We start from the raw sequence: 22,192 nt of genomic DNA on the forward strand, positions 1-22,192 counted from the left end.
TGTGCTCGGTGCCGATGTAGTTGTGACCCAGCTGCAAAGCCTCACGAAGCGACAGCTCAAGGACCTTCTTGGCCCGCGGGGTGAACGGAATGTGCCCGGACGCCGCCGACTGCCCCTGGCCGATGATCTCCTCGACCTGCTGCCGCACACCGCCCAGACTGATCCCAAGACTCTCCAGGGCCCTGGCCGCGACGCCCTCCCCCTCGTGGATCAACCCGAGGAGGATGTGCTCGGTACCGATGTAGTTGTGGTTGAGCATCCGGGCCTCCTCCTGGGCCAGGACGACAACCCGCCGCGCGCGGTCGGTGAACCTCTCGAACATCTCGTCGCTCCGGCCCAGGCCGCATGCCCGCTCAGGTGGACCAGCCGTGCGGCCCCATGGGCGCGCCGGCCGGGGGACCGAACATCGACTGGGCGCGGCGGAACGCCAGCACCCAGAAGTTGGTGAGCAACCGCCGTTCCGGCAGCGGCTCGGCGATGCGCAGGCCCTCCCAGGAGTGGTGGAAGACCTGAAGGAGGCTGCGCCCGAGTCCCGCGGGCTCGATCCACAGCCGCCCGCCCAGTTCCTCCGACCACGACGGCCGGGCCAGCGTGAACTCGATGTAGGGCATGTAGGACGGGAACTCCTGCGCCGCGTCCACCGACTTGGTGACGGTGACGCGCACCGTGCCGCTGGCGTCGCCCATGACCACCGTCATCGTGTCGCCGACGGTCAGCGAGCCCGCCGAGCGCTGCAGCCAGTGCTTGACCGCCCCGGGGTTGGTCAGCGCCTCCCACGCCTCGAAGGCGGGGATCGGCAGCTCGGCCTGGAGGTAGGGGCCCATCCGCCGCCACGTCCACCGGTTGTCGGTGCCGCTGCGCAGGTACGCCGCGAGCTGCTCCAGGATGCCCGGCCACCCCATGCCGTTCCAGGAGCGCCAGTCGGACGGCGGGTTGACGGCCTCCTCGGTCACCATCACCGTGGTCGCCCCCGGGCCGCGGTCGCGCACCTCCCAGGTGACCGACGTGGCGGGCCCGATGCCCACCCAGCGCCACAGGTAGCGCAGGGTGCCCGCCCTGCCCCCGGACGGCGCGGTGACGGTCTCCGCGCCGCACAGGAAGAACTCGCCGTCCTCGAAGTCGAGGATCGACTCCTTGCCCGCCTTGGCCCAGCGTCCGTTGGGCTTGGCCAGCCACTTGCCGAGGGCCTTGGGGTCGGTGAGCGCGGTCCACACCTCGTCCACGGGGTGCGGCACCGTCACCTCGCTGACCAGCCGTTCCCAGCGGTCCTGGGCGACGGGGCGGGCCGTCACGCTGTGCAGCGGGGGGAGCGCGGCGCCGCTGATGTCGGGCATGGCGAACCACACCGCCTGGGGCGGCGCGGAGGCGGGCGCGTGCCGTCCGTTGGGGCCGGACTGCGTGGTCGGTGGGGCGGGCATCACATCGTCCAATCGTCAGGCCGCGACGGCGCGGCGGGGGGCGGCGGGCGGATGAGGCGGCGGCCGGCGCGCGGTCGCGGGTCGCGGGCGGGCCGGGCGTTGGTGGGTCGCCCGGCCCTCCAGCGATGGCGGGTGTTACATGCTCTCCTTGTCCAGGTATCCGCCCATGTTGAAGCGGAGGCTGGTCAGGTAGGCCACCGGCTCCCGCTCGGGGTGCGCCATGTCGGACAGCGGCAACATGCGGTAGATCTGCCCCTTGCCCGGGGCGCCCGCCGGCGGGATGGACCGCACGTCGTCGATCGTCAGGATGATCGGCTCCTTGTTGAAGAGCTTCATGCCCATCTTCGGCACGTCGAAGATGCATCCCACCGCCATACGGCACGCCTTGGCCGACGGCCCCTCGCCCGCGTACGGGTCGAACGGCGTCCGGATCTGCCCGGCCGACAGGCAGGTCGGGTTGAGGGTCACGGTGATGGTGCCGAGCTCCTCGGAGTGGCCGACCATCTTCATCTCGATCAGGTTGGTGTAGACCTCGGCGCCCGCCCACTCGGAGTCGGTCGGCTCGGACCGCACCACGCGGACCCAGCCGTCGAAGGCGACGGTGTACTCGCCCACGCCCGGCACCGCGAAGGTGTCGATGGAGTTGATGCCGAGGTTGTCGATGCCGGGCTCGGGGGGCGTCCATGGGACGACCGGCGTGCCGGCGTACTTGTTGGGGACGCCGTCGAGGTTGACCTTGGGGCCGTAGACGATCGTGGGTTCGCTGGTTGCCGCAGACATGGTGATTCCTTCTATGTCAGAGCTCTGGGGGACTCACGGAAGCTGGTGCTTGGTGTGGTCGCAGCAGGTCAGCCCTGCCACGTCCGGCACACCGTCCATGTCGGTGTCGATCTCGCCCTCGGTGGTCGAGAAGACGTCACGGGAGTTCAGGTCGATCTTGCCGTCGCCGTCCCAGTCGTTCAGCTTGCCCTTGAAGGTGCCGAGGATGAACGCGTTCGTCATCGGCCCGACCTCGGGGTCGTGCAGGGTCGACAGGACGCCGTTGCCGGGGAGCAGGATCTCCTCCAGCGACTTGCCGGCCACCCGGGCGAGGTTCACGTAGCCCCAGCCCTGGAAACGGCCGCGCACGTAGCGGATCGCGGGCGACTCCCTGATCTGGAAGGTCGGCTCCAGGTACCACGTGCCGTGGCGGGCGAAGCCGATGTTCGCCTGGCGGATGCCCTCGGAGGGGTCGTCCGCGTGCCCGGACTTGAAGAACGGCCGGGGCACCAGCGACTCGAAGAAGAAGTTGCCGCGGTCGCGGCGGGTCCGGTCGGTGAAGCCGCGGAACAGGTAGTTGTCCACGTGCGGCGAGCCGTCGGGGTGCAGGCCCTCGATCGTCTTGGCGATGACGAGCTTGCGCTCGCGGGTCTCCACGTTCGGGCAGGCGTGCGCCTGGCCGTAGATCCGCGCCAGGCCCTGGGGGGCGAGGGAGATCTTGCCCCAGTGCTGGTTGGAGTCGTCCAGCCGGACGTACAGGTCGCAGTGGATCAGCAGGAAGATGGTCTCGTCGAAGGTCCGGCCCGGGGTGAGCACCGCGGAGCGGCCGTCGAACGTCGGGTCACCGGTCTGCAGTTCGCTGATGAACAGCTTGGACCACTCGGCGATCTCGGGGTCCGAGTCCTTGAGGAACCCGGCCAGCGCGGAGACGGCCTGGGGGCCGCCCAGCTTCTCGATCGCCCACAGCGCGTCCCAGCGGACCTGCCGGTCGGTGTCGTGCTTCACGGCCTCGACGAGCAGCTCGATCGCGTCCGGGTGGTCGCGGTCGGCGTACTCGAACAGGGCCTGCTCCCGCAGCGCGGGGTCGGGGTGCTTGAGTGCCTGCTCGCGCAGCACCGCGTTGGTGCGGTTGTCCAGGCGGACGGCGACGCGGTCGAGCGCGTACCCGAAGTCGCTGGACCACGCCGCCGGGTCGCCGGCCACAAAGCGCGGGTCGACGTTGCTCAGGGTCGCCCGGTAGGCGAAGTTGAGCGCCTTGCTCTGCTCGTTCTCGAGGTCGTCGAGCAGGATAGGCGGAGTGCTGGACGACGTGAGGGCATCGCTCCACGTTCCCGGCGCATTCTCCGCCAGCGTGGCAGGCGATTTGTTGCACAGGTCGATCGCCATCGCACGTCCTTCCCTTCTAATTGCTGACCATGTGCTCTTCACACTAAAAGCCCTGCGCCCACGCGACTTCTCACGATTTGCGGCTTATTTGTGCTGTGATCAGCAATCTGGAAGAAGAAAGCTCGAAATGAGATTGCTAGAAGTGGTAATCGGTGGAGTATGCCGTCGAGAAACACATCCCGAATAGGCATGCGTTAATCCACCTTTCCCGCGTCGCGGCCGGTGTTCTCACGGAACCGGAGGCCGCCTTCTTCAGGAGATGCGTCGGTGCGACGAGCGCGGCGCCCCGCCGGTTCCCGCCAGCAGCGGGAAGGCGGTGAGCACCGAGGGGTCGGTGATGCGCTTCTCGCGCAGCGCGATGAAGAACTCGTCGGGAGGGGTCCCGCCGCGGATCTGGACCGGCTCGGGCGCCGCCCCGACGTACAGCCCGGCGGACGCGCTCTCGGTCAGCACCTCGAACACCGTGGCGTCGGCGTCCACGCTCACCGCGAGGGCCGCGTACGACCCCTTGCGGGCCACCGGGGGCAGCACGATACGCCCCGGCGGGGCGATGACCGCGCACGACTTCGGGATCTCCTGGGCGATCGCGGAGGTGAACAGCCCGACCACCGCGATGCCCGCGGAGTGGTCGGGGCGGCTGCTCAGCCACCCGCACACCCCCCGGCCGTCCGGCTCGGGCTTGGGGAGCTGGTCGAGCAGGACCCGCACCGGCACGTCCGCCAGCGGCGCCGCGCACGTGCGGAACCGGCCGGGCGGCATGCCGACCAGGCGGTTGAACTGGCTGGTGAAGGTGCCGAAACTGGAGTATCCGACGGTGATGCTGATCTCTGTGGCGCTGAGGTCCGTCTCCAGGAGCAGTCGTTTGGCCTCGGACATGCGCATGGCCGTGAGGAATCGTCCCGGCGTCGCTGCTGTCATCATTCGGAACACCCGGTGGAAGTGGAACGGACTCATGAGCGCGGCCCGCGCGGCGTCGTTGAGCTCCTGGGGCTCGCCGAGATGTTCGCGCATGGCGACGATGGCCGACTTGATGGAACGTGCCCTGATCTGTGCCGTCGTCTCCGGCGGCGGAGCGCTTGGTGCGGTGGGGGACGTCGCCTGCGAGTGGATCATCGGGCCCTTTCCGTCTCCTTGTCGAGGTTGCCCATGGTGGCCGCCCAGGTCGCGGCGAACCGTGCGCGCAGGCCGCGGGCCCGCTCGTCCGACAGCCCGAGCCCGCGCCACCCGGTGTGGCTGAAGCCGAGACGCTGCACGTCACCGGCCGTGCGCAACCGGACCGCGCAGTCGGTGCGCCCGCCGCTGCCGGGCACCAGGACCTGGAAGGTCAGCTCCTGCTCGCCGTCGTTGTGCCAGTCGGCGATCTCGAACCGGCGCGGGCCCTCGTCGTCCACGATGAAGAACCAGCGGGGGCCGAAGCCGTCGGTGGCCACGGGCAGCCATCGCTGCACGTTGCGCGGGGCCAGCAGGTTCCGGCCGAGCGGAAGGTCCACCGAGCCGTCGATGTCGCCCCGCCAGTCGTACCGGCTCTCCGCGCCGGTGGTGAGGTGGACGCGCAGCCGGCTGAAGAAGTCGCACCAGCCCTCGACCAGCTCGAGGACCCCGGCGTCGTCGCGCCGCGGCTCGTGGTCGGTCACGGTGATCTCGCACCCGGTGCCGGTCCTGCGGACCTCCCACCGCACCTGGCTCTCCGGCCCGGTGCCGAGGAAACGCCACCGGAACTCCACCACTTTGTTCGCGACCAGGCGCTCGGTGTGGATGACGAAGTAGTCGCCGTCCCCGAAGTCGACCCTGGTCACCTCGCCCGGCCGCAGCGGGGCGTCGGCGGCGCCGAACCACTTGCCGAGTCCGGCGGGCTCGGTGATCGCGGCCCAGGCCGCCTCCACCGGGCGGTCCACGCGGACGCTGACCACGGCCGTCCCGCGGCCCTGTTCACGCTCGCTCATGACGGCTCTCCTTTCTCGACGTGATGGCGTCCGGAGACTCCTCGCTGATCAGTACGTTGGTGCCGGGGCCGCGCCAGGCGAGCAGCCGCTCGACCGCCGCCAGCCCCTCGGCCAGCCTGATGGGTGCGTACCCGGCCTGCCGGGCGACGGCGACCGCCCCGCTCTCCGCGGCCACGCCCGCCCCGTCCCAGATCGACCACTCCGCGGTGAGGTACCGCGGGCCGGGCGCGGTCGCCGCCAGGCGGTCGACCTCACGCCGCAGCAGTTCGTTGGCCAGGGCGTACGCCCCGGCGTTGCCGTGCGGGACCCGGGCCAGGATCGACCCGAAGGCCAGCACGACCTTCAGCCGCCGCGGGTCGGCGGCGCTCAGCACGGCCCGCAGGCCCTCCACCTTGGGGGCCGCGACGCGCATGAGGTCGGGCAGCTCGATGCCCCGCACCGGGCCGCCCTCGATGGTGCCGGCGCAGTGCACGATCGCCGAGATCGGCCTGCTGCGGGTGACCCCGCGCAGCACCGCGCGCACGGCCTCGGGGTCGGTCACGTCGACCGGCAGGTGGACGAACGGCAGGCCGCTGGTGCGCAGGCCCGCCAGCCGGCCCTGGGCCTGCGGCGTGGTGGGGTCGACGTGGTCGAGCAGCACGGGCTGGACGCCGAGCCGTTCGGCGAGGCGCCGGGCCACGGTGCGGCCGAGGCCGCCGAGGCCGCCGGTCACCACCACCAGGTCGCCCTCGTCCAGCGGCGGCCGGTCCTTGGGGAACGCCTTCTCGGTCCACGAGGTGGTCCAGGCCAGGCCGTCGGCGTCGATGTCCACCTCGTGCAGGCCCGCGTGCCCCGCCGCGGCGGCGGCCATGGCCAGGTCGCGGGCGGCGAACGCGGCGGCGCCGGACGCCCCGGGGGGCATCTCGACGGTGAGAAGGTCCAGCCCGCGCGACTCGCGCCGCAGCGTGCGCAGCAGGCTTCCCCCGCCGGCGCCGCGGTGCAGCAGCACCAGCGGGCCCGCGCCGGGGAAGACCTGCCGCGTGGCGGCCAGCAGGGTGGCCGCGCCGTGCCTGGTGAGCCGGTCGGGCAGGACGAGGGCGATGCCGCCCGCGGGGGAGCCCCAGCCCGTCAGGGCCGCGGCCAGGGGGTCGTCCAGGGGAAGGTCGGGCGGGGCGAGGCGGGTCCACGGCCGCCGGCGGCCGAGGACCGGCATGTGGCCGGGGAGCCGGACCGGGACCCGCGCGGGCGCCCACATGCGGAGCCTGCGTACCCCGTGATGGTCACCGGCCGCCCCCGGCGGGCGGAGTGGCGAGGCGAGCAGCCGCATCGCGCCTCCAGCGTCGACCTTGTCTTGTCAGAGAATGACCTACGCGGTTAGCGGATGCTTAGCGGCAGGTCGGCACGGTCTCCGTGGCCGTTCGCGCTGAGAACCTCGGCCTGTAGCCGCTCGGCCTCCGCGGAAGGTTCCAGGCCGAGCTCGCGCTTCAGGATCGCCCGCAGGTTCTGGTACGCCTGGAGCGCCTCGCTGCGCCGGCCGGCCCGTCCGAGCGCGGTGATCAGCTGGTTGTGCAGCCACTCGTTGAGGGGATGGGCCGACACCAGGGACCGCAGCTCGCCGATCATCTCCCGGTGCAGCCCGAGGGCCAGATCGGCGGAGATGCGCAGTTCGAGGGCCCGCAACCGGTCCTCCTCCAGCAGCGCGACGTGCGCCTGGAGCATGGAGCCGTGCCGGACGTTGGCGAGCGGCGGGCCGCCCCACAGGTCCAGGCCGCACCGCAGCGACCGCGCCGCGTCGGCGAACCGGCCCTGCTCCAGGTGGGTGCGGCCCTGCAGGACCAGCCGCTGGAACACGTCCGCGTCCAGCGCGCCGGGCTCGACCCGCAGGACGTAGCCGTGCGCCACGGTGGGCAGGGTCGCCTGCCCGGACGCGCCGAGCGACTTCTGCAGGACGTTGGTGCGCAGCCGGTAAATGTAGGTCTGAACGGTGGTCACCGCCGTTTTCGGCGGTGCGTCGTTCCAGAGCTCTTCGAGAAGCAGATCGAGGGGGACCACCTGATTGGCCCGCATGAGGAGGAGAGCGAGAATTTGTCGCACCCGTGGCGCCGTCGGAGTGCAGACTCGATTTCCGGTCTTCATCTCCAAGGCCCCGAGCGCCCTGAATTCGATCATTTTGATTCTCCGTTGACGGCGAATCTCAAGGGGCGTTTGCTCCGTCGGGCTCGCAGGTGATTTCGAGGCTAGTCAGCCGCGAAGTAGTGGACAAGGCAACATACGATAAATGACTCCAAAGTCCGGCCCCGATGATCGAATGTTCCGCCTTGGGTATCGAAGGGATGATCGGCGTATCGAAAGTTGTATTTCTCCGCGCTTCCCGGGGTGAGTGACTGTTGAGGTCCGAAACACCAGTCCCGGCCGGCCGCCGGGTAAGCACCAAGGAGCCCCCATGTCGCTGAGGGGTCACCGTGCCGGAAACGTGATCGAAGCCCCCGCACCGCGGGACGGCGCCCGGTGGGGGCGTGTGGAGGCCGCGGGGGTGGTGGGCACCGTCGTGGAGTCCTACGACTTCGCGTTGTTCGGGCTGGGCGCGGCCCTGCTGTTCGGCGACCTGTTCTTCCCGGCCGCGAGCCCGGGGACGGGGCTGCTGGCGTCGCTGGCCACCTTCGCCGTCGGCTTCTTCGTACGGCCGCTCGGCGCGTTCGTGCTCGGCAACCTCGGCGACCGGGTGGGCCGCGCGCCGATGATGGTGCTCACCCTCGTGCTGATGGGCCTCGCCACCGTCTGCATCGGGCTGCTGCCCACCTACGAGTCGGCGGGCCTGCTGGCACCCGCGCTGCTGGTGTTCCTGCGGCTGGTTCAGGGGTTCGGCGCCGGGGCCGAGTACGTCGGCGCGATCCTCGTGGTGGCCGAGTCGGGCGGCGCCCGGTCGCGCGGGCTGCGGGCCAGCCTGCCCGGGACCGGGTTCTTCGTCGGCGTGCTGCTGGCGACGCTCGCGTTCACCCTCGTGTCGCTGATGCCGGCGGCGGAGTTCGCCGCGTGGGGGTGGCGGCTGCCGTTCCTCGCCAGCGTCGTCACGGTGCTCGTCGGGCTGTACTTCCGGCTGTCCATCGGGGAGACCCAGGCTTACCGGGAGTTCCGCGCGGCGGACCGGCCGCCGCGGTTCCCCATCTGGGAGGTGCTGCGCCGCCGGCCGCGCAGCGTGCTCGTCGCGACGTTCGCCAACGGGCCCATGGTGGCGTTGTACTACCTGGTCCAGGTGTTCGTGTTGTCGTACCTCACGCAGGTGCTGAAGATGCCGTCCGCGCTGGGGCTCACCGCCAACATCGTGGCGACCGTCGTGGCCATCGTGACGGTGCCGCTGTTCGGCGCGCTGTCGGACCGGGTGGGACGGCGGCCGGTGTGGTTCGGCGGCTCCGCGCTGCTGGTCGTGTTCGCGTTCCCGCTGTTCGGGCTCGTGCAGACCCGTGAGCCGGTCCTGGTGGTGGGGGCGCTGGCGCTGGTGGCCGCCGGGGTCGCCGCGATGGTCGCCGCGCAGTCGGCCCTGTTCGCGGAGCTGTTCGAGACGCGGTACCGGTTCAGCGGGTTCGCGCTCGCCAGGGAGTCCAGCGCCGCGCTCATCGCGGGCCCGGCGCCGTTCGTCGCCGCCGCGCTGCTCCAGCGCTCCGGCGGCGCCACCTGGCCGATCGCGGTCATGGTCGTCGTGCTCGGCGCGGTGGGCTTCGCCGCCATCCTCTTCGCCCCGGAGACCCGCCACGTCAGCCTGACGCGGCCGGCGGGCTGACGCGGCCGGCGGGCCGACGCGCCTCGCGGGCCGGCCGCGGGCCGCACGCCGGGGCGGTGCGGTGTGCGCGGCCGTCCGGGTCAGGTGCGGGTGCCGTCCACGAACAGCAGGCGGACGGTGCGGGACGCCGTCTCGTCGGCGTCGCTCCAGCGGCCGAAGTGCGCGCCGGGCTGCCCGGGGCGGATCACCTCGGCCTGGAAGCCGTACTCGGCCCAGAGCGCGGCCGGGTCGTCCACGCCGAACACCCACGGCGCGCCCCAGCCGCGGAACACCCCGAGCAGCGGCTGGAGCGCCGGGGCCCGCAGCGTCGAGGCGGCGGCCACGTTTGCCGCCATCGTGGCGCCGGTCGCGGTCAGCGTGGAGATCCGCCGCAGCAGCGCCCGCACGTCCACCTCGTCCAGGTAGTACAGCAGGCCCTCCAGCACCCACGCGGACGGCCCGCCGGGGTCGTACCCGGCCGCGAGCAGCCGGTCGCCCCAGTCGTGCTCGGCGAGGTCCGCGCCCACCAGGTGGTGCCCCGCGCAGCGCGGCGCGGCGCCGAGCCGGGCGAGCACCTGGTCCTTGGCGGCCAGCACCTCGGGGTAGTCCACCTCGTACACCTGGATGCCGGGCGGCCACCCGAGCCGGTACGCCCGGGTGTCCATGCCTGCCGCGCAGATCACCACCTGCCGGGCACCCTCCCGGGTCCGGGCGAGCAGCCGGTCGTCGAAGAAGCGCGTGCGGATCGCGTTGAACGCCGAGAGCCTGGGCACCCCGGCGCTGCGCCGGAAGAACGCGCCCATCTCGTCGGCCAGCGCGGCCCCGTCCACGCCCGCCAGGTGCTCGGCGTACGGGTCGGTGTAGAGCCGGTCCGCCCGCTGGGTCTCGGCGGCGCGCAGCGCGGCGGTGACCAGCGACGTCCGCGAGACGTCGCGCAGCGCGTCGCTCATACCGGCTGCTCCGCCCGCACACCCGCCTTCAACGCCGCCTCCACCTCGTCCACCATCGAGGCGAGGCCCGCGGTGGCGTCCACCATCGTCAGCGGCACGCCGGCCGCCGCGGTGAGCAGGTGCTCGCGCAGGTCACGCTGGTAGCGCACGAACGAGGCGCGCGTCGCCCGCCTGCCGTAGTGCTCCAGGGGGTTGAGGTCCGCGCCGTTGTGCGTCCGCTCCCACGTGTGCTCGGGCTCGGCGTCCAGGAACACCACGCGGGCCGGGCGGGGGAGCTCCAGCCACGAGGACAGGATGTCCAGCGTCAGCAGGTCCGCCATCTGGAGCTTCGCCATCAGCTTGTAGTAGTAGGAGTCGACGACCACCGGGCCGCCGTTCGCCGCCAGCAGCTCCACCTGGTCGCGCAGATGCACGATCAGGGGGTTCAGCACGGCCATGGCCATGGTGCGCGAGTAGCGGCACCCGAGTTCGGGCAGCACCTCGCCGAGCCACAGCAGGCGCAGCGCGCCGAGCACGGGGAACCGTTCGTCGTCGCTGGCCACCACGTTCCAGCCGCGCGCCGACAACGCGTGCAGCACCGTGGACTTCCCGGCGTAGTCCGCGCCGAGGAGAACGTTGAACTCCGTCATGCCGCCCTGCCTTTCCGAGCGTGTGCGGGGGCCGTGCCGCGAGCGGGGTCGGCTCCCTGGGGGTGTGCGGAACGCACGGATGGGGACGGGACGGACGCGGTTTCCTCGCGGGTGAGCCAGGTCGCCGGGCGCAGGTGGTCGCCCGCGTCCGCGGCGGCCACCACCCGGGCGTACTCCGGCAGGCCGGTCAGTTCCTCGATGCCGGTGACGTGCCGCAGGCGCAGCCGGTCGCCCGGTCGCAGGATGCCGCGCAGCACGGCCTCGGCCAGGGTGTGGTGGACGTCGACCAGGTAGCGGTCGACGCTGCCGGTCGCGGGCACGTACAGGCGGTGCGCCGTGCCGGTCGGCGGGCCGCCGGGCACGTCCAGGTCGACGAGCCCCGGCAGGCCGGGCGGGGTGGTGCCGCTGAACGCCCGCAGCAGGCGCCGCAGGCCGACGTGCGCGGCCGGGTCGCCCGGTGCGGTCCAGGCCAGGCGGCCGTCCGGGCTGACGTGCTGGAACGCGAACCGCTCGCGCAGGTTCGCCGGGTTGCCCGCCAGGAAGACGGTGCGGGTGTACGTCCGCATCCAGGTGTCCGCCTGCCGCCGGTCCAGGCCGGTGACGAAGCGCAGGGCGCCGGTGACGAACGCCGCCGGGTCCAGCGCGGACAGCACCACGATCACCGACAGGTCCGGCACGGCGGGCAGCCCGCTGGTGCACGCGGTGAGCCGCTCGTCGCGCAGGCGGCGCAACAGCGCCTGGCATTCCTCGTGGACGACGGTCATGTGTACACCGTGCCGAGCAGGTCCCGCAGCGGTACGGGACGGTGGCGGGCGAGCAGCGAGCTGGTCAGCCGGTACGGGTCCACGTAGCCGTCCATTCCGGCCAGGCCACGCAGGAAGACGCGCAGCTCGGGCGACGAACCGGGGGAGGGCGGCCCGGCCTGGTCGAGCATGCGCGCGGCACGGTTCAGCTGCCGTCGCAGGTGGTCGGGGTCGAACGACTGCTCGCTGCCCTTGCCGAGGCCGGCGATCAGGTACAGCCGCATGCCGAGCCGGAACGCGGGCACGCCGAACTCGGGCACGAACCGGTCGATCAGCGCGCCGAGCGTGCAGCCCTCCCAGCCTCCGTGGCGGGTGGAGCGCGACAGCCCGGCGATCGGCACCCGGGTGACGGCGATACGGCTGACCCGGACCCCGAAGCGGTCCAGCGTGCGGGCCAGCAGCCGGTAGTCGGGGGCCATCTCGGCGTCGGAGGCCAGGATGACGTGGTCGTGCCGCTCGGCCACCAGCAGCAGCTCGCGCAGCGCGCACATCAGGAAGTTGGGCCGTCCCTGCGCGTCGACGATCTGCCGCAGCGGCAGGCCGTTCGCCGACAGGTCCAGATAGACCGGGCCGCCCCACGGCCGCAGGTCCAGGCCGATGCCGGCGTCCAGGAGCCGCGCCACCACGTCCTCCTGCGGCAGCGAGCCGGCCTTGTGACGGCCGAGCCTCTGGTCGAGTAGCCCGATGACGCGGTACTGGTCCTCCCACAGGCTCAGAAGGCGCAGGGTGACAGGGTGAAGCCAGCCCTCTCTCTCGACCCGCTCGGCGTACGGCCGCAGGGACTGCGCGGTCGCGGTCGACGGAGCGGCGTGGGAGCGGACGTAGAGCGCGCCGATCTCCCCCTCGGTCATGCCGTCGTAGGAGGTGCCGGGGACGACCCGGTCCAGGAACTCCCAGAAGCCGAGGACCTGCTGGGTCAGCGCGAACGTGCGGTGACTGTACAGGCAGGTCACCTCGCCGAGGCAGGCGGTGGCGCGCTGGAGGACGTCCATCCAGAGGAGGAACTTCACGTGGCTAGGCGTCAGCGGCTTCGTCGGCGTGACGGTGACGGGTGCGAGGAGCGTAGATGAGCGCTTGGCCGGGGAGGGAGAGGAGCGGTCCGGGGCCACCGGAGAACGCCTGAGACCCTCGGCCAGGGCAGGTCGCATAATGACCTCCCGATTGACGATGTGTCGATTCCAACGGTCAATGGGAATTGGCCAGGAGTTTTTCGGTGTCCTGGCCGTTTCCCGGACCGTTCGGTGGGACTCGGCGCTGGCGAGGTCAGAATTGTGGGACGTCCTACTTTCCCTCGCCGGACGCCGCAATATTGGGTTCTATCGGAAGACCGAAAATCGAGTCCGGCGCTGTCTGGGCTATGGTGTCAGAGCACGGAAGCGCAGGTCGTGGGGGCGCCTGGCCAGGGCGTACACCCAGCGATATTCGATCTATTTGGGGCTAAACTCACGGTATTGATCCACAAAGGCCGTTTCAAGGCGGGTCATCCGAAGGTGTGCGCTGGGATATCGAAAGATGTACTGATGTATCTTGATCGTGCCAACTGTCTGGATCGTTGGCACCTGTTGTATGGTGTCGCAGGGTGGGTTGGCAAGCAGTCTACGGCCGTGTGGTATGTACCCCTTTCTGGCGTGACATGCCCGGATTACTGTGGGGAGTAAGTGTCACGCGCTTCGCGGAGGGGACCCGTGGCCGAAGGATCTCGACGAGGGGCGGACGCCGCGCACGCTCTCGCGGCGTGTCTTGAGTCCCAGCGTGCGGCGATCCTGGCCGGATACGAACGTGACCTCCCCGCCATGAGCAACATCATCGCCGGCGACCCGCTCGCGGCCCAGCAGGTGATGACCCACGCCGACCAGATACTGACCGACGTCGTGGAGAGCCTGCGCTGCGGTGAGGTCCGGCTGGACGACAGCCACAAGCGCATGTCCTACGAGAGCGGCGTCACCCGGGCCGCCAGCGGCATGCACCCCCGCGAGTCCCTGCGTACCGCGGCGGGGTTCTTCACCGCCGTCGTGAACGCCGTCAACCGCAACATCGAGGACGACGAGCACACCGCCGCCCTGTTCAGCCTGGTCTCCCTCGCCCTCAACGAGAGCACCCTCATGCGCCTCGGCGGGGGCCTGACCACCTACTCCGGCTACCTCCTCAACAAGATCCACGAGTCGCACATCGAAGAGCGGCGCCGGATCGCCCGCGAGCTGCACGACCGGGTCGGCCTCGGTCTCAGCGTCGCGCAGCGCCAGCTGGAGGCGTACGAGTTCTACGAGGACAAAGAGTCCGCCCAGGCGCTGAACCGCATCACCACCGCCCAGCAGGGGGTGCGCGAGGCCATGCAGAGCCTGCGTGCCGTCACCTCGGACCTGCGCCTGCAGGAGCCGTTGAAGAGCCTTGAGAAGGCCCTGCTCAACTACCTCGAGACACTGCCGCCGGGCATCGGGTACCGGCTGTACGTCAACGGGGACGAGACGTGGGCGCCCGCGTCGGTCCGGGACGAGTCGTTCCTCGTCATCCGGGAGGCCATCCGCAACGCGGTCGCGCACGGCGAGGCCGAGATGATCCTGGTCAGCATGGAGATCGCGCCGCACGAGCTGCGCGCCGCCGTGGACGACAACGGCACCGGGTTCGACGTCGACCAGGCGCCCGGCTCCGGCGGCATGGGCCTGTCCACCATGCGGGAGCGCGCGGAACTGATGGGAGGCACAGTAACGATCATGTCCCGGCCCGGCCGGGGCACCCACGCGGAACTCGTCATACCTCTTCCAGGACGCTGAACATGAACGATTCGGATGGCCGCACCACCGTCCTCGCCATGCCTGTCCCGGGACGCTGAACATGAACGATCCGGAAGGGCCAACCACTGTCCTCGTGGTCGACGACCACGCCCTCGTCCGCGAGGGACTGAAGGAGATCCTCGACGCCCAGAGCGACATGGTCGTCGTGGGCGAGGCCGGCACCAGCCACACCGCGGTCGCCCTGGCCGTGGAACGGCAGCCGCACGTCGTGCTGCTGGACATCGAGATCCCCGGCGACGAGGTGACCACCACCGTCACCCGCATCCGCCAGCTCTGCCCCGGCGCCCAGGTGATCATCCTCAGCATGTACGACGGCCCCCACCTGCTGAAGAGCCTCCTCACCGTGGGGATCCGCGGCTACCTCCTCAAGAGCGTCTCCCGCGAGGAGCTGCTCTCCGCCATCCGCAGCGTCCGCTGCGACGACGGCCGCGTGGTCCTGGCCGTCTCCCGCGAAAGCCTCGCCCAGGTGGAAGGCCAGACCACCACCGTCCTCTCCGACCGAGAACGCCAGGTCCTGGAGCTGACCGCCCAAGCCCTCAGCAACACCCAGATAGCCGCCCGCCTCTCCCTCACCGAAGCCACAGTCAAACGCCACCTCCGCAACATCTTCGTCAAACTAGGCGCCGTCTCCCGAATAGACGCCGTAAACAAAGCCGTAAGCGCCTCCTTGATCAAACCCCAAGACCGAATCCCCATCCCCCACCGCCACCGCCCCCCCGACCGCTAACCCCCCACCCCTCAACCACCGCCACCCCCTCCCACCCGAGACCCTCAACCGTCGTCCTCAACCGTCGTCCTCAACCTCGGCCCCGACGGCCGCGCCCGACCGCCGCCTCCAATCTCCACCCCCGACCACCGTCGCCCAACCGCCCCTCTAGACCACCGTCTCCCCAGCCGCCACCTACCTCACCGTCCGGCTACGGCGCCCCGTCACCACACGGCGCCCCTCCCGGGTAACGGAATTCGGCGCCGGGTCGGCGGGAAATGGTACGGCGAACCCGGCGCCGCCGTACGGCGGCCAAGCGAAGATGTGGCTCGCACACGGGCACGGTCCTCGCCGAGGGCGCGCTCCGCGCGAAAAGCCGCAAGGGCTGTTCCTTTGCGGGGGCCCGCCCCCACACCCCCGGCCCTGCCGGGCTCACCACACCCGCCGCCCATCGGCAGTGCCATGTCCACACACGGCACCGAACGATGTGCCACCGATGCCACGCCCTGACGACCTCGCATCCCGGACGGTGTCTCTCGTGAGGGTGTCTCTCGTGAGGGTGTCTCTCGTGAGGGTGTCTCTCGTGAGGGTGTCTCTCGTGAGGGTGCGTCCCCTGACGGTGCGTCCCTTGACGGTGCGTCCCCTGACGGTGCGTCCCCTGATGGTGCAACTTCTGACGGGCATCCACTCCCACTCGTCGACAGCGTCCCCAACCTGGCACCGTCCGACCGCCGATGTCCGGCGCCGGGTCGGCGGGAAGTGGTACGGCGAACCCGGCGCCGCCGTACGGCGGCCAAGCGAAGATGTGGCTCGCACACGGGGCACGGTCCTCGCGGGAGGGCGCGCTCCGCGCGAAAGCTGCAAGGGCTGTTCATTTGTGAGGGCCCGCCCCCACACCCGCCGCCCTGCCGGGCGCACCGCACCCACCGCCGTCCAGTACGGCAGTCGCCGTTCGCTAGCTGGCTGACGTCCCCTGGCCTGGGGGAATCTGTGGCGATCTTGATGAGGGTGCGCAGGTCTCACCCCTAGGTACCGGGAACGTCTTGCAGCTTTAGTTCGGGTACGGAGGCTCACCACGGCGGGACGCCACCGTTAGCTGAGCCCGGCGACGCGACCCAGAGCGGGAGGAAGTTCGTATGATCGCGGCATGGCCCTCTACTTGTTCGCAGGAATTCCGGTCTCCGGATTCGCGGAGGCCCTGAAGTGGTATGAGCAACTGCTGGGCTCCCCGCCGACGTTCTTCCCGAACGACACGGAGGCCGTGTGGGAGCTCGCGGAACATCGGTCCATGTACATCGAGCACCTGCCCGAGCGCGCCGGTCACGCCATGCACACGATCATCGTCGACGACTTCGACGCGACCATCGCGCGGATCGCCGAGCGGGGACTCGACCCCGTGACACGGGAGACCTACTCCAACGGCGTACGCAAGGCCATATACCGCGACCCGGACGGCAACGAGGTCGGTTTCGGCGGCGTTCCCGCGTAGCCGCCCGGGCTGCGGTGGGGTGGGCGGCCGAGGAGACGCTCAGCCCGCGGCGTTCCCTCGTAGTAGGCAGGGCTGCCACGGCAGCCCACGGGCTGCTTCCGCCCTACGGGTCGACCTTCACCGGGACCTGCGGATGGCGTCCGCCGACCCACGGGCGTTGGTCGAATCATGGACGTTGGTCGAACGGCCACGGGCGCGACCCACTGGCCACGGGTATGACCCACTGGCGTCGGCCGAATCACTGGCGCGGGCGAATCACTGGCGGCCGCCGAATCACTGGCCACTGCCGAACCACCTCGGGTCGGACCGTCGTGCCGCTAGTGCGTGACCGAGTGGTCGGGGAAGGCGGCGGCCAGGGCGTCGCCTATTTCGGGGGGGAGGTGGACGTTGGTGGCGGCGGCGTTCATTTCGAGGTGGATTCGGGAGCGGGTGCTGGGCAGGACCACCACGTCGTCGCCGCGGCTGAGGAGCCAGGCCAGGGCCAGGCGGCTCAGGCCTACGTTGAGCTGGGCGGCGTAGGTTTCGGCGGTGGGGAGGAGTCTCAGGTTTCTGGCGAGGCTCTCGGTGTGGAAGCGGGGGTCGGTCAGGCGGTGGTCGCCGGCTTCGAACTGGGCGGGGGAGAGGATGCGGCCGCTGAGGAAGCCGCGGCCCAGGGGGCGGCAGGCGGTCAGGGCGACGCCTAGTTCACGGGCGGCGGGGAGCAGGCGTTCCTCCACGCGGCGGTTCCAGAGGGAGTACTCCGAGAAGACCAGGGAGATGGGGTGGATGGCGTGGGCGCGGCGTAGCTGGGTGGGGGAGGGCGCGCACAGGCCGACGCGCCGTACCTTGCCGTCCGCCACCAGGCCTGCCAGGCGGCCGATCGCCTCCTCGACCCGGGCCTGGCCCGCCAGGTGCAGGGAGTAGACGTCGATCCGGTCGGTGCGCAGCCGGCGCAGCGACGCCTCCACCGAGCGCTCCGGGCGGTCCGGCCGGCCGCAGGACACGAGGAGCACCTCGTCCCGCCGGCCGTTCACCGCCTTGCCCACCATGCGTTCGACCGTGTTGCGTCTGCTCTCCAGGCCGGGCACTGAGATATCGATCATGCTCACGCCGAGTTCCACGGCGTGCTTGATCGTCCGGAAGGACTCCGCCGGGTCCGCCTTGCCGTACGCGCCTGCCAGGGCCAAGGAGCCAAGGCCGATAGGCGGCGAGACCAGCCCGCTTCCTCCGACCTTTTTGACCAGCATGTCCCAACGCCGCATCGCATCGCGCGGGGACGACGGCCCACAGCGGCCGCCGGCTCGGCGTGGCCGGCGAGCGTGCCCTCCGCGAAGCGGGCACGCGCGGCGCCTGGTCCCGATCGAACCACGTGACGTCCACCCGCGGCGGAAGCGGATATGCGGCGCTCCCGCCCCGTCGCCGCTTAAAAGTATTGAGCCCGCACCTCGCCGCCCGCTCGCGCAGCGCTAGCGCGTGGAGCCGTCCCGCACCACCGCGGCGCCCACGAGGTGAAACACCGCGAAACGCCGGTCCGGCACTAAACTCGGCGGGGTGAGTGTGACGGTGCTGACCGGTGCGGGGATCTCCACCGACTCCGGTATCCCCGACTTCCGCGGGCCGAACGGCCTGTGGCGCAGGAACCCCGGGCACGAGAAGCTCGTCACCTACGACATCTACATGTCCGATCCGGCGATCCGCCGCCGGTCGTGGCTGCACCGGCGGGACAACCCTGCGTGGCGGGCCGAGCCCAACGCCGCCCACCGTGCCCTGGCCGCGCTGCCCGGGGCGTGGATCATCACGCAGAACATCGACGGGCTGCACCAGCGCGCGGGTTCGCCGCCGGGGCGCGTCCTGGAACTGCACGGCAACATGTTCGGCGTGCTGTGCACCGACTGCGACGACCGCTCCACCACCCGCGAGGTGATCGGCCGGGTCGAGGCCGGTGAGGAGGACCCGCGCTGCCGGGCCTGCGGGGGAGTGCTGAAGACCACGACGGTGATGTTCGGGGAGTCCCTCGACCGGGACGTGTTGCGGGACGCGGTCACGGCGGCCGAGCGGTGTGCGGTTTTTCTTGTCATCGGGACGTCGTTGCAGGTGCAGCCGGCGGCGTCGCTGGCCTCGGTGGCCGCCCGGGGCGGGGCGCGGCTGATCATCGTCAACGCCGATCCGACGCCGTACGACCACCTGGCCGACGAGGTGATCCGCACCCCTATCGGGGAGGCCGTCCCCGCGCTGTGCGCCACCCTCGCGGAGGGAAAGCCGAGGTCAGCGGAGTGACAGTGGGGTGGGCAAATTGTCAGGAGCGCGGTAAAACGGCCCCATCTTTCGCCAAATATGGTGTTTAAACCGGCAGTAGAGGGCACGCGACTCTACCAACCGGTATCCCCGACCTCAGGGATGATCATGGCCTTCCAGACCTCTGTACTTCCGGCCGTCTCCTGGCTGCGCCGTGCCGCGTGCCGTACCGAGGACCCGGAGCTGTTCTTCCCCATCTCCGCCACCGGCCCCGGCCAAGCCCAACAGGACAGAGCCAAAGCCGTCTGCGCCCGCTGCCCCGTCCGCCCCGCCTGCCTCGACTACGCACTGACCACCGGCCAAGAACACGGCATCTGGGGCGGCACCGCCCCCGAAGAACGCCGCCCCACCCCCAACCGCCGCACCCCCCTCCACAGCACCCCCCGCCCCATGACCGCCCACGAACACCGCCACGCCGGTTGATCCACACCCGGTGACCCCGCCGGCGCGGCATCGGCTGCAGACGCGCCCGTGAGCACCTCCGGTCACGACACCCGGGCGCGCCGCCGGTGAGTACCCCCACAAGCGCGCTGCCGATTAGGCCCATGAGTGCGCCGCTGGTGTGGGTTCCCCTACGAGCGCGGTACGGGTTGGAACCCAGCGAGTGCGCCCCCCAAGCGCGGTACCGGTCAGGCCCGTGAGTGTGCCGCTGGTGTGGATCCTCTACAAGCGCGGTACGGGTAGAGGCTCGTGAGTGCGCCGCTTGTGGATACTCCCAGTCGCGCCGTACCGGTCAGGCCCGTGAGTGCGGCACTGGTGTGAATACCCCTGCGAGCGCGGTGCCGGTGGTCGTCCGGAAGGTCAGCCGCCCGCCACCGAGGGGATGATGTGGATCTCGGTGCCGGGGGCGACGGGGGTGGCGGGGCCACTTAGACGGCGGCATTCCTCACCGGAGACGTAGAAGTTCACATACCGCCGCAACTGGCGGCGCTCGTCCCGTAACCGGCGGTCGAGCAGGGGGTGGCGCGCGGCCAACGCGTCCAGCACGGCGGTGAGCGTGGCTCCCTCGTCCACGTTGACGTCCAGCCGTGAACACCCGTCGGCTTCGGCCCGTAGCACGCCTGGTAGCAGTACGGTCACCAGCATCGCCCCTCCTCGTTGCCTCGACTACGAATCTGCGTACGGCCCTCCGGCCGTGACGAAGGACCACCACGCGGGCCGCCGTGGTACGGCGCCGAATTCGCCGTACCACTCCCCGCCGACCCGGCGCCGGTCGAAGGGCCATACCCAGCACGGCCCGGATCCGGTGCCCTCGTGCGGAGCCCGACCCGGCGGCGCTCGTCGCGTAACCGGCGGTCGAGCAGGAGGTGGCGCGCGGCCAACGCGTCCAATACGGCGGTGAGCGTGGCTCCCTCGTCCACGTTGACGTCCAGCCGGGGACACGTGCTGGCTCCCGTCCGCAGCACGCCCGGTAGCAGTACGGTCACCAGCATCGCCCCTCCTCGTTGCCTCGACTACGAATCTGCGTACGGCCCTCTGGCCGTGACGAAGGACCACCACGCGGGCCGCCGTGGTACGGCGCCGAATTCGCCGTACCACTCCCCCCCGACCCGGCGCCGGTCGAAGGGCCATACCCAGCACGGCCCGGATCCGGAGCCCTCGTGCGGAGCCCGATCCGGTGCCGGTTGAGAACGCCATGCCCAGCGCGGCCCGGGCACGGGGCTGGGTCCGGTGTATCCGGGTGCGGAGTCCTCGTGCGGTGTCCTCGTGCGGTGTCCTCGTGCGGTGTCCTCGTGCGGTGTCCTCGTGCGGTGTCCTCGTGCGGTGTCCTCGTGCGGTGTCCTCGTGCGGTGTCCTCGTGCGGTGTCCTCGTGCAGTGCCGGTTGAGAACGCCGTGCCCAGTGCGGCCCGGGCACGGGCTGGGGCCGGAGTCCCCGGGGGCGGTGCCCTCGTGCGGACGCCGACCCGGTGCCGGTTGAGGACGCCATGCCTAGCGCGGCCCGGGCACGGGCTGGGTCCGGAGTCCCCGGTGCGGAGTCCTGGTGCGGAGTCCTTGTGCAGGCTGGGTGCGGAGCCACTGTGGGGGGTGGGGGGTTGATTAGGTGATTGTGGCGGCGCGGAGGGAGAGGATGTCGGGGAGGTGGGTTAGTAGGGGGTGCCAGGTGTCGCCGTCGTCGGGGCTGGTGTAGAGCTCGCCGGAGCGGGAGCCGAAGTAGAGGCCGGTGGGGGTGGCGTCGTCGGCGCATAGGGCGTCTCGGAGGACGGTGGACCAGAAGCCGGTGGGGAGGCCTTTGGTCAAAGGGGTCCAGGTGGTGCCGGCGTCTTCGGAGCGGTAGACGCGGCAGCGGCCGTCCGGGGGGAAGCGGGTGTGGTCGGCGGTCAAGGGGAAGGTGTAGACGACGCCGGGGCGGCGGGGGTGGACCAGGATGGGGAAGCCGAAGTCGCTGGGCAGGCCGTCGGCGATGGACTGCCAGTGGGCGCCGAGGTCGTCGGTGCGGTAGACGCCGTGGTGGTTCTGGAGGAAGAGCTGGGCGGGGCGGTCGGGGTGCTGGGCGATCTTGTGGACGCACTGGCCGAACTCGGGGTACGGGTCGGGCAGGAAGTGGGCCTGGACGCCGGAGTTGGCGGCCTCCCAGGTGCTCCCGCCGTCGGCGGTGCGGTATACCCCGCCGGTGGACATCGCGACCGTGACGTGTTTGTCGTCCACCGGGTGCGGGAGCACCGAGTGGACGGCCATGCCCCCGCCGCCGGGGGTCCAGCGCTCACGGTGCGGGTGGTCCCACAGGCCCCGCACCAGCTCGTAGGTGACGCCGCCATCGGTTGACCGGAACAGCGCGGACGGCTCGGTCCCGGCGTAGACGACGTCGGGCAGCCCGGCGGGGCCGGGCGCGATCTGCCACACCCGGGTGAGCGCGGTCCCGGTGTCCTCGGGGAAGGCGACCGGCGCGCGGCCCGGCTCCCGCCAGGTGGCGCCGAGGTCGTCGCTGGTGACCACGCTCGGCCCGAAGTGCTCGCTGGTCACCGCGGCCAGCACCCGGGGCACGCCGCGCCGCGTGTCGATGGCGACGGCGTGGACGTCCGTCGTGTGGTGGTGCGGCCCCGACACCTCCCACGTCGCCTGCCCGGCGCCGCGGACCGCGAGCCACAGCCCCTTGCGCGTGCCGATGGCGAGGAGCACTTTCGGTGTCACTTCTGCCTCCTGACGTGCGATGTCGTCCCCCACCCCTCGCGGCGGGTGAGGCTGCGGAGGAACTATCGCAGAGCCCACCGACAGTTCCACGCGACCGCGCCACGGCCCCGCGACGACTTCCCGGCACGCCGTACCCAAGAATCCGTCAAACAGGCGCGGGCCCACTCCGGCCGGAAG

21 protein-coding genes are annotated in these 22,192 nt (G+C 71.1%); 6 read left to right on the plus strand and 15 right to left on the minus strand.

Annotated features, from left to right (window positions below; translation table 11 throughout):
• From ACFP1K_RS28995 to ACFP1K_RS29030, 8 genes are all read right to left on the minus strand, one after another.
• Positions 1–322, minus strand: a 322-nt coding sequence (locus ACFP1K_RS28995; protein WP_380759148.1) for a Clp protease N-terminal domain-containing protein, incomplete at its 3' end; no start/stop codon positions are given.
• A 31-nt stretch (positions 323–353) separates the two neighbouring features.
• Positions 354–1,418, minus strand: coding sequence for an SRPBCC domain-containing protein (locus tag ACFP1K_RS29000; RefSeq protein ID WP_380759150.1), 1,065 nt, complete (start codon positions 1,416–1,418; stop codon positions 354–356).
• 135 nt (positions 1,419–1,553) lie between these two features.
• On the minus strand, positions 1,554–2,198 hold the full coding sequence (locus ACFP1K_RS29005) for a DUF6073 family protein (protein WP_380759152.1): 645 nt from the start codon (positions 2,196–2,198) through the stop codon (positions 1,554–1,556).
• Between the two features lie 33 nt (positions 2,199–2,231).
• Positions 2,232–3,563 (minus strand): HEAT repeat domain-containing protein, encoded by a 1,332-nt coding sequence (locus ACFP1K_RS29010; RefSeq protein WP_380759154.1) that lies wholly within the window; start codon positions 3,561–3,563, stop codon positions 2,232–2,234.
• Between the two features lie 252 nt (positions 3,564–3,815).
• Positions 3,816–4,676 carry a helix-turn-helix transcriptional regulator gene (locus ACFP1K_RS29015; protein WP_380759156.1) on the minus strand — a complete coding sequence of 287 codons (861 nt, stop codon included), beginning with the start codon at positions 4,674–4,676 and terminating at the stop codon, positions 3,816–3,818.
• Positions 4,673–5,506, minus strand: coding sequence for an SRPBCC family protein (locus ACFP1K_RS29020; RefSeq protein ID WP_380759158.1), 834 nt, complete (start codon positions 5,504–5,506; stop codon positions 4,673–4,675). Before ACFP1K_RS29020 ends, ACFP1K_RS29015 begins: the two co-directional genes overlap by 4 nt.
• The gene (locus ACFP1K_RS29025; protein WP_380759160.1) at positions 5,493–6,812 is read right to left on the minus strand and encodes an SDR family NAD(P)-dependent oxidoreductase; all 1,320 of its coding nucleotides are present in this window, start codon (positions 6,810–6,812) and stop codon (positions 5,493–5,495) included. The genes ACFP1K_RS29020 and ACFP1K_RS29025 overlap by 14 nt, the downstream gene beginning before the upstream one ends.
• Positions 6,813–6,859: 47 nt before the next feature.
• Complete coding sequence (locus ACFP1K_RS29030; RefSeq protein WP_380759163.1) at positions 6,860–7,654, minus strand: AfsR/SARP family transcriptional regulator; 795 nt, start codon at positions 7,652–7,654, stop codon at positions 6,860–6,862.
• A 274-nt stretch (positions 7,655–7,928) separates the two neighbouring features.
• Between ACFP1K_RS29030 and ACFP1K_RS29035 the strand changes: the two genes are divergently transcribed.
• Positions 7,929–9,263 (plus strand): MFS transporter, encoded by a 1,335-nt coding sequence (locus ACFP1K_RS29035; RefSeq protein ID WP_380759165.1) that lies wholly within the window; start codon positions 7,929–7,931, stop codon positions 9,261–9,263.
• 80 nt (positions 9,264–9,343) lie between these two features.
• Here ACFP1K_RS29035 and ACFP1K_RS29040 read toward each other — a convergent pair whose 3' ends face one another.
• From ACFP1K_RS29040 to ACFP1K_RS29055, 4 genes are read right to left on the minus strand one after another with little or no spacing between them, the layout of a single operon-like run.
• Positions 9,344–10,192 (minus strand): class I SAM-dependent methyltransferase, encoded by an 849-nt coding sequence (locus ACFP1K_RS29040; RefSeq protein ID WP_380759167.1) that lies wholly within the window; start codon positions 10,190–10,192, stop codon positions 9,344–9,346.
• On the minus strand, positions 10,189–10,821 hold the full coding sequence (locus tag ACFP1K_RS29045) for a hypothetical protein (RefSeq protein WP_380759169.1): 633 nt from the start codon (positions 10,819–10,821) through the stop codon (positions 10,189–10,191). The genes ACFP1K_RS29040 and ACFP1K_RS29045 overlap by 4 nt, the downstream gene beginning before the upstream one ends.
• Positions 10,818–11,585, minus strand: a complete 768-nt coding sequence (locus tag ACFP1K_RS29050; protein WP_380759171.1) for a DUF6182 family protein — start codon at positions 11,583–11,585, stop codon at positions 10,818–10,820. The genes ACFP1K_RS29045 and ACFP1K_RS29050 overlap by 4 nt, the downstream gene beginning before the upstream one ends.
• Complete coding sequence (locus tag ACFP1K_RS29055) at positions 11,582–12,634, minus strand: hypothetical protein (protein WP_380759172.1); 1,053 nt, start codon at positions 12,632–12,634, stop codon at positions 11,582–11,584. The genes ACFP1K_RS29050 and ACFP1K_RS29055 overlap by 4 nt, the downstream gene beginning before the upstream one ends.
• A 675-nt stretch (positions 12,635–13,309) precedes the next feature.
• Here ACFP1K_RS29055 and ACFP1K_RS29060 point away from each other — a divergent pair.
• The 3 genes from ACFP1K_RS29060 (at position 13,310) to ACFP1K_RS29070 (ending at position 16,611) form a co-directional block, all read left to right on the plus strand.
• Positions 13,310–14,395: a sensor histidine kinase gene (locus ACFP1K_RS29060; RefSeq protein ID WP_380759174.1), complete on the plus strand. Its 1,086-nt coding sequence runs from the start codon at positions 13,310–13,312 to the stop codon at positions 14,393–14,395.
• A 61-nt stretch (positions 14,396–14,456) separates the two neighbouring features.
• Complete coding sequence (locus ACFP1K_RS29065) at positions 14,457–15,143, plus strand: response regulator transcription factor (RefSeq protein WP_380759176.1); 687 nt, start codon at positions 14,457–14,459, stop codon at positions 15,141–15,143.
• 1,126 nt (positions 15,144–16,269) lie between these two features.
• Complete coding sequence (locus tag ACFP1K_RS29070; protein ID WP_380759179.1) at positions 16,270–16,611, plus strand: VOC family protein; 342 nt, start codon at positions 16,270–16,272, stop codon at positions 16,609–16,611.
• Between the two features lie 317 nt (positions 16,612–16,928).
• Here the strand turns inward: ACFP1K_RS29070 and ACFP1K_RS29075 are convergent, their stop codons facing one another.
• Positions 16,929–17,852, minus strand: coding sequence for an aldo/keto reductase (locus ACFP1K_RS29075; protein ID WP_380759181.1), 924 nt, complete (start codon positions 17,850–17,852; stop codon positions 16,929–16,931).
• Positions 17,853–18,141: 289 nt separating this feature from the next.
• Between ACFP1K_RS29075 and ACFP1K_RS29080 the strand changes: the two genes are divergently transcribed.
• Together ACFP1K_RS29080 and ACFP1K_RS29085 are read left to right on the plus strand one after the other, a co-directional pair.
• Complete coding sequence (locus ACFP1K_RS29080) at positions 18,142–18,867, plus strand: SIR2 family NAD-dependent protein deacylase (protein ID WP_380759184.1); 726 nt, start codon at positions 18,142–18,144, stop codon at positions 18,865–18,867.
• Positions 18,868–18,993: 126 nt separating this feature from the next.
• Positions 18,994–19,308 (plus strand): WhiB family transcriptional regulator, encoded by a 315-nt coding sequence (locus ACFP1K_RS29085; protein ID WP_380759187.1) that lies wholly within the window; start codon positions 18,994–18,996, stop codon positions 19,306–19,308.
• Positions 19,309–19,686: 378 nt separating this feature from the next.
• Here ACFP1K_RS29085 and ACFP1K_RS29090 read toward each other — a convergent pair whose 3' ends face one another.
• Both ACFP1K_RS29090 and ACFP1K_RS29095 read right to left on the minus strand, forming a co-directional pair.
• Complete coding sequence (locus ACFP1K_RS29090; protein ID WP_380759189.1) at positions 19,687–19,971, minus strand: MoaD/ThiS family protein; 285 nt, start codon at positions 19,969–19,971, stop codon at positions 19,687–19,689.
• Between the two features lie 952 nt (positions 19,972–20,923).
• Positions 20,924–22,015, minus strand: a complete 1,092-nt coding sequence (locus ACFP1K_RS29095) for a WD40/YVTN/BNR-like repeat-containing protein (RefSeq protein ID WP_380759191.1) — start codon at positions 22,013–22,015, stop codon at positions 20,924–20,926.
• Positions 22,016–22,192 lie beyond the last annotated feature (177 nt).

This window comes from Sphaerisporangium aureirubrum (genome assembly GCF_042658925.1).
Lineage (GTDB): Bacteria > Actinomycetota > Actinomycetes > Streptosporangiales > Streptosporangiaceae > Sphaerisporangium > Sphaerisporangium aureirubrum.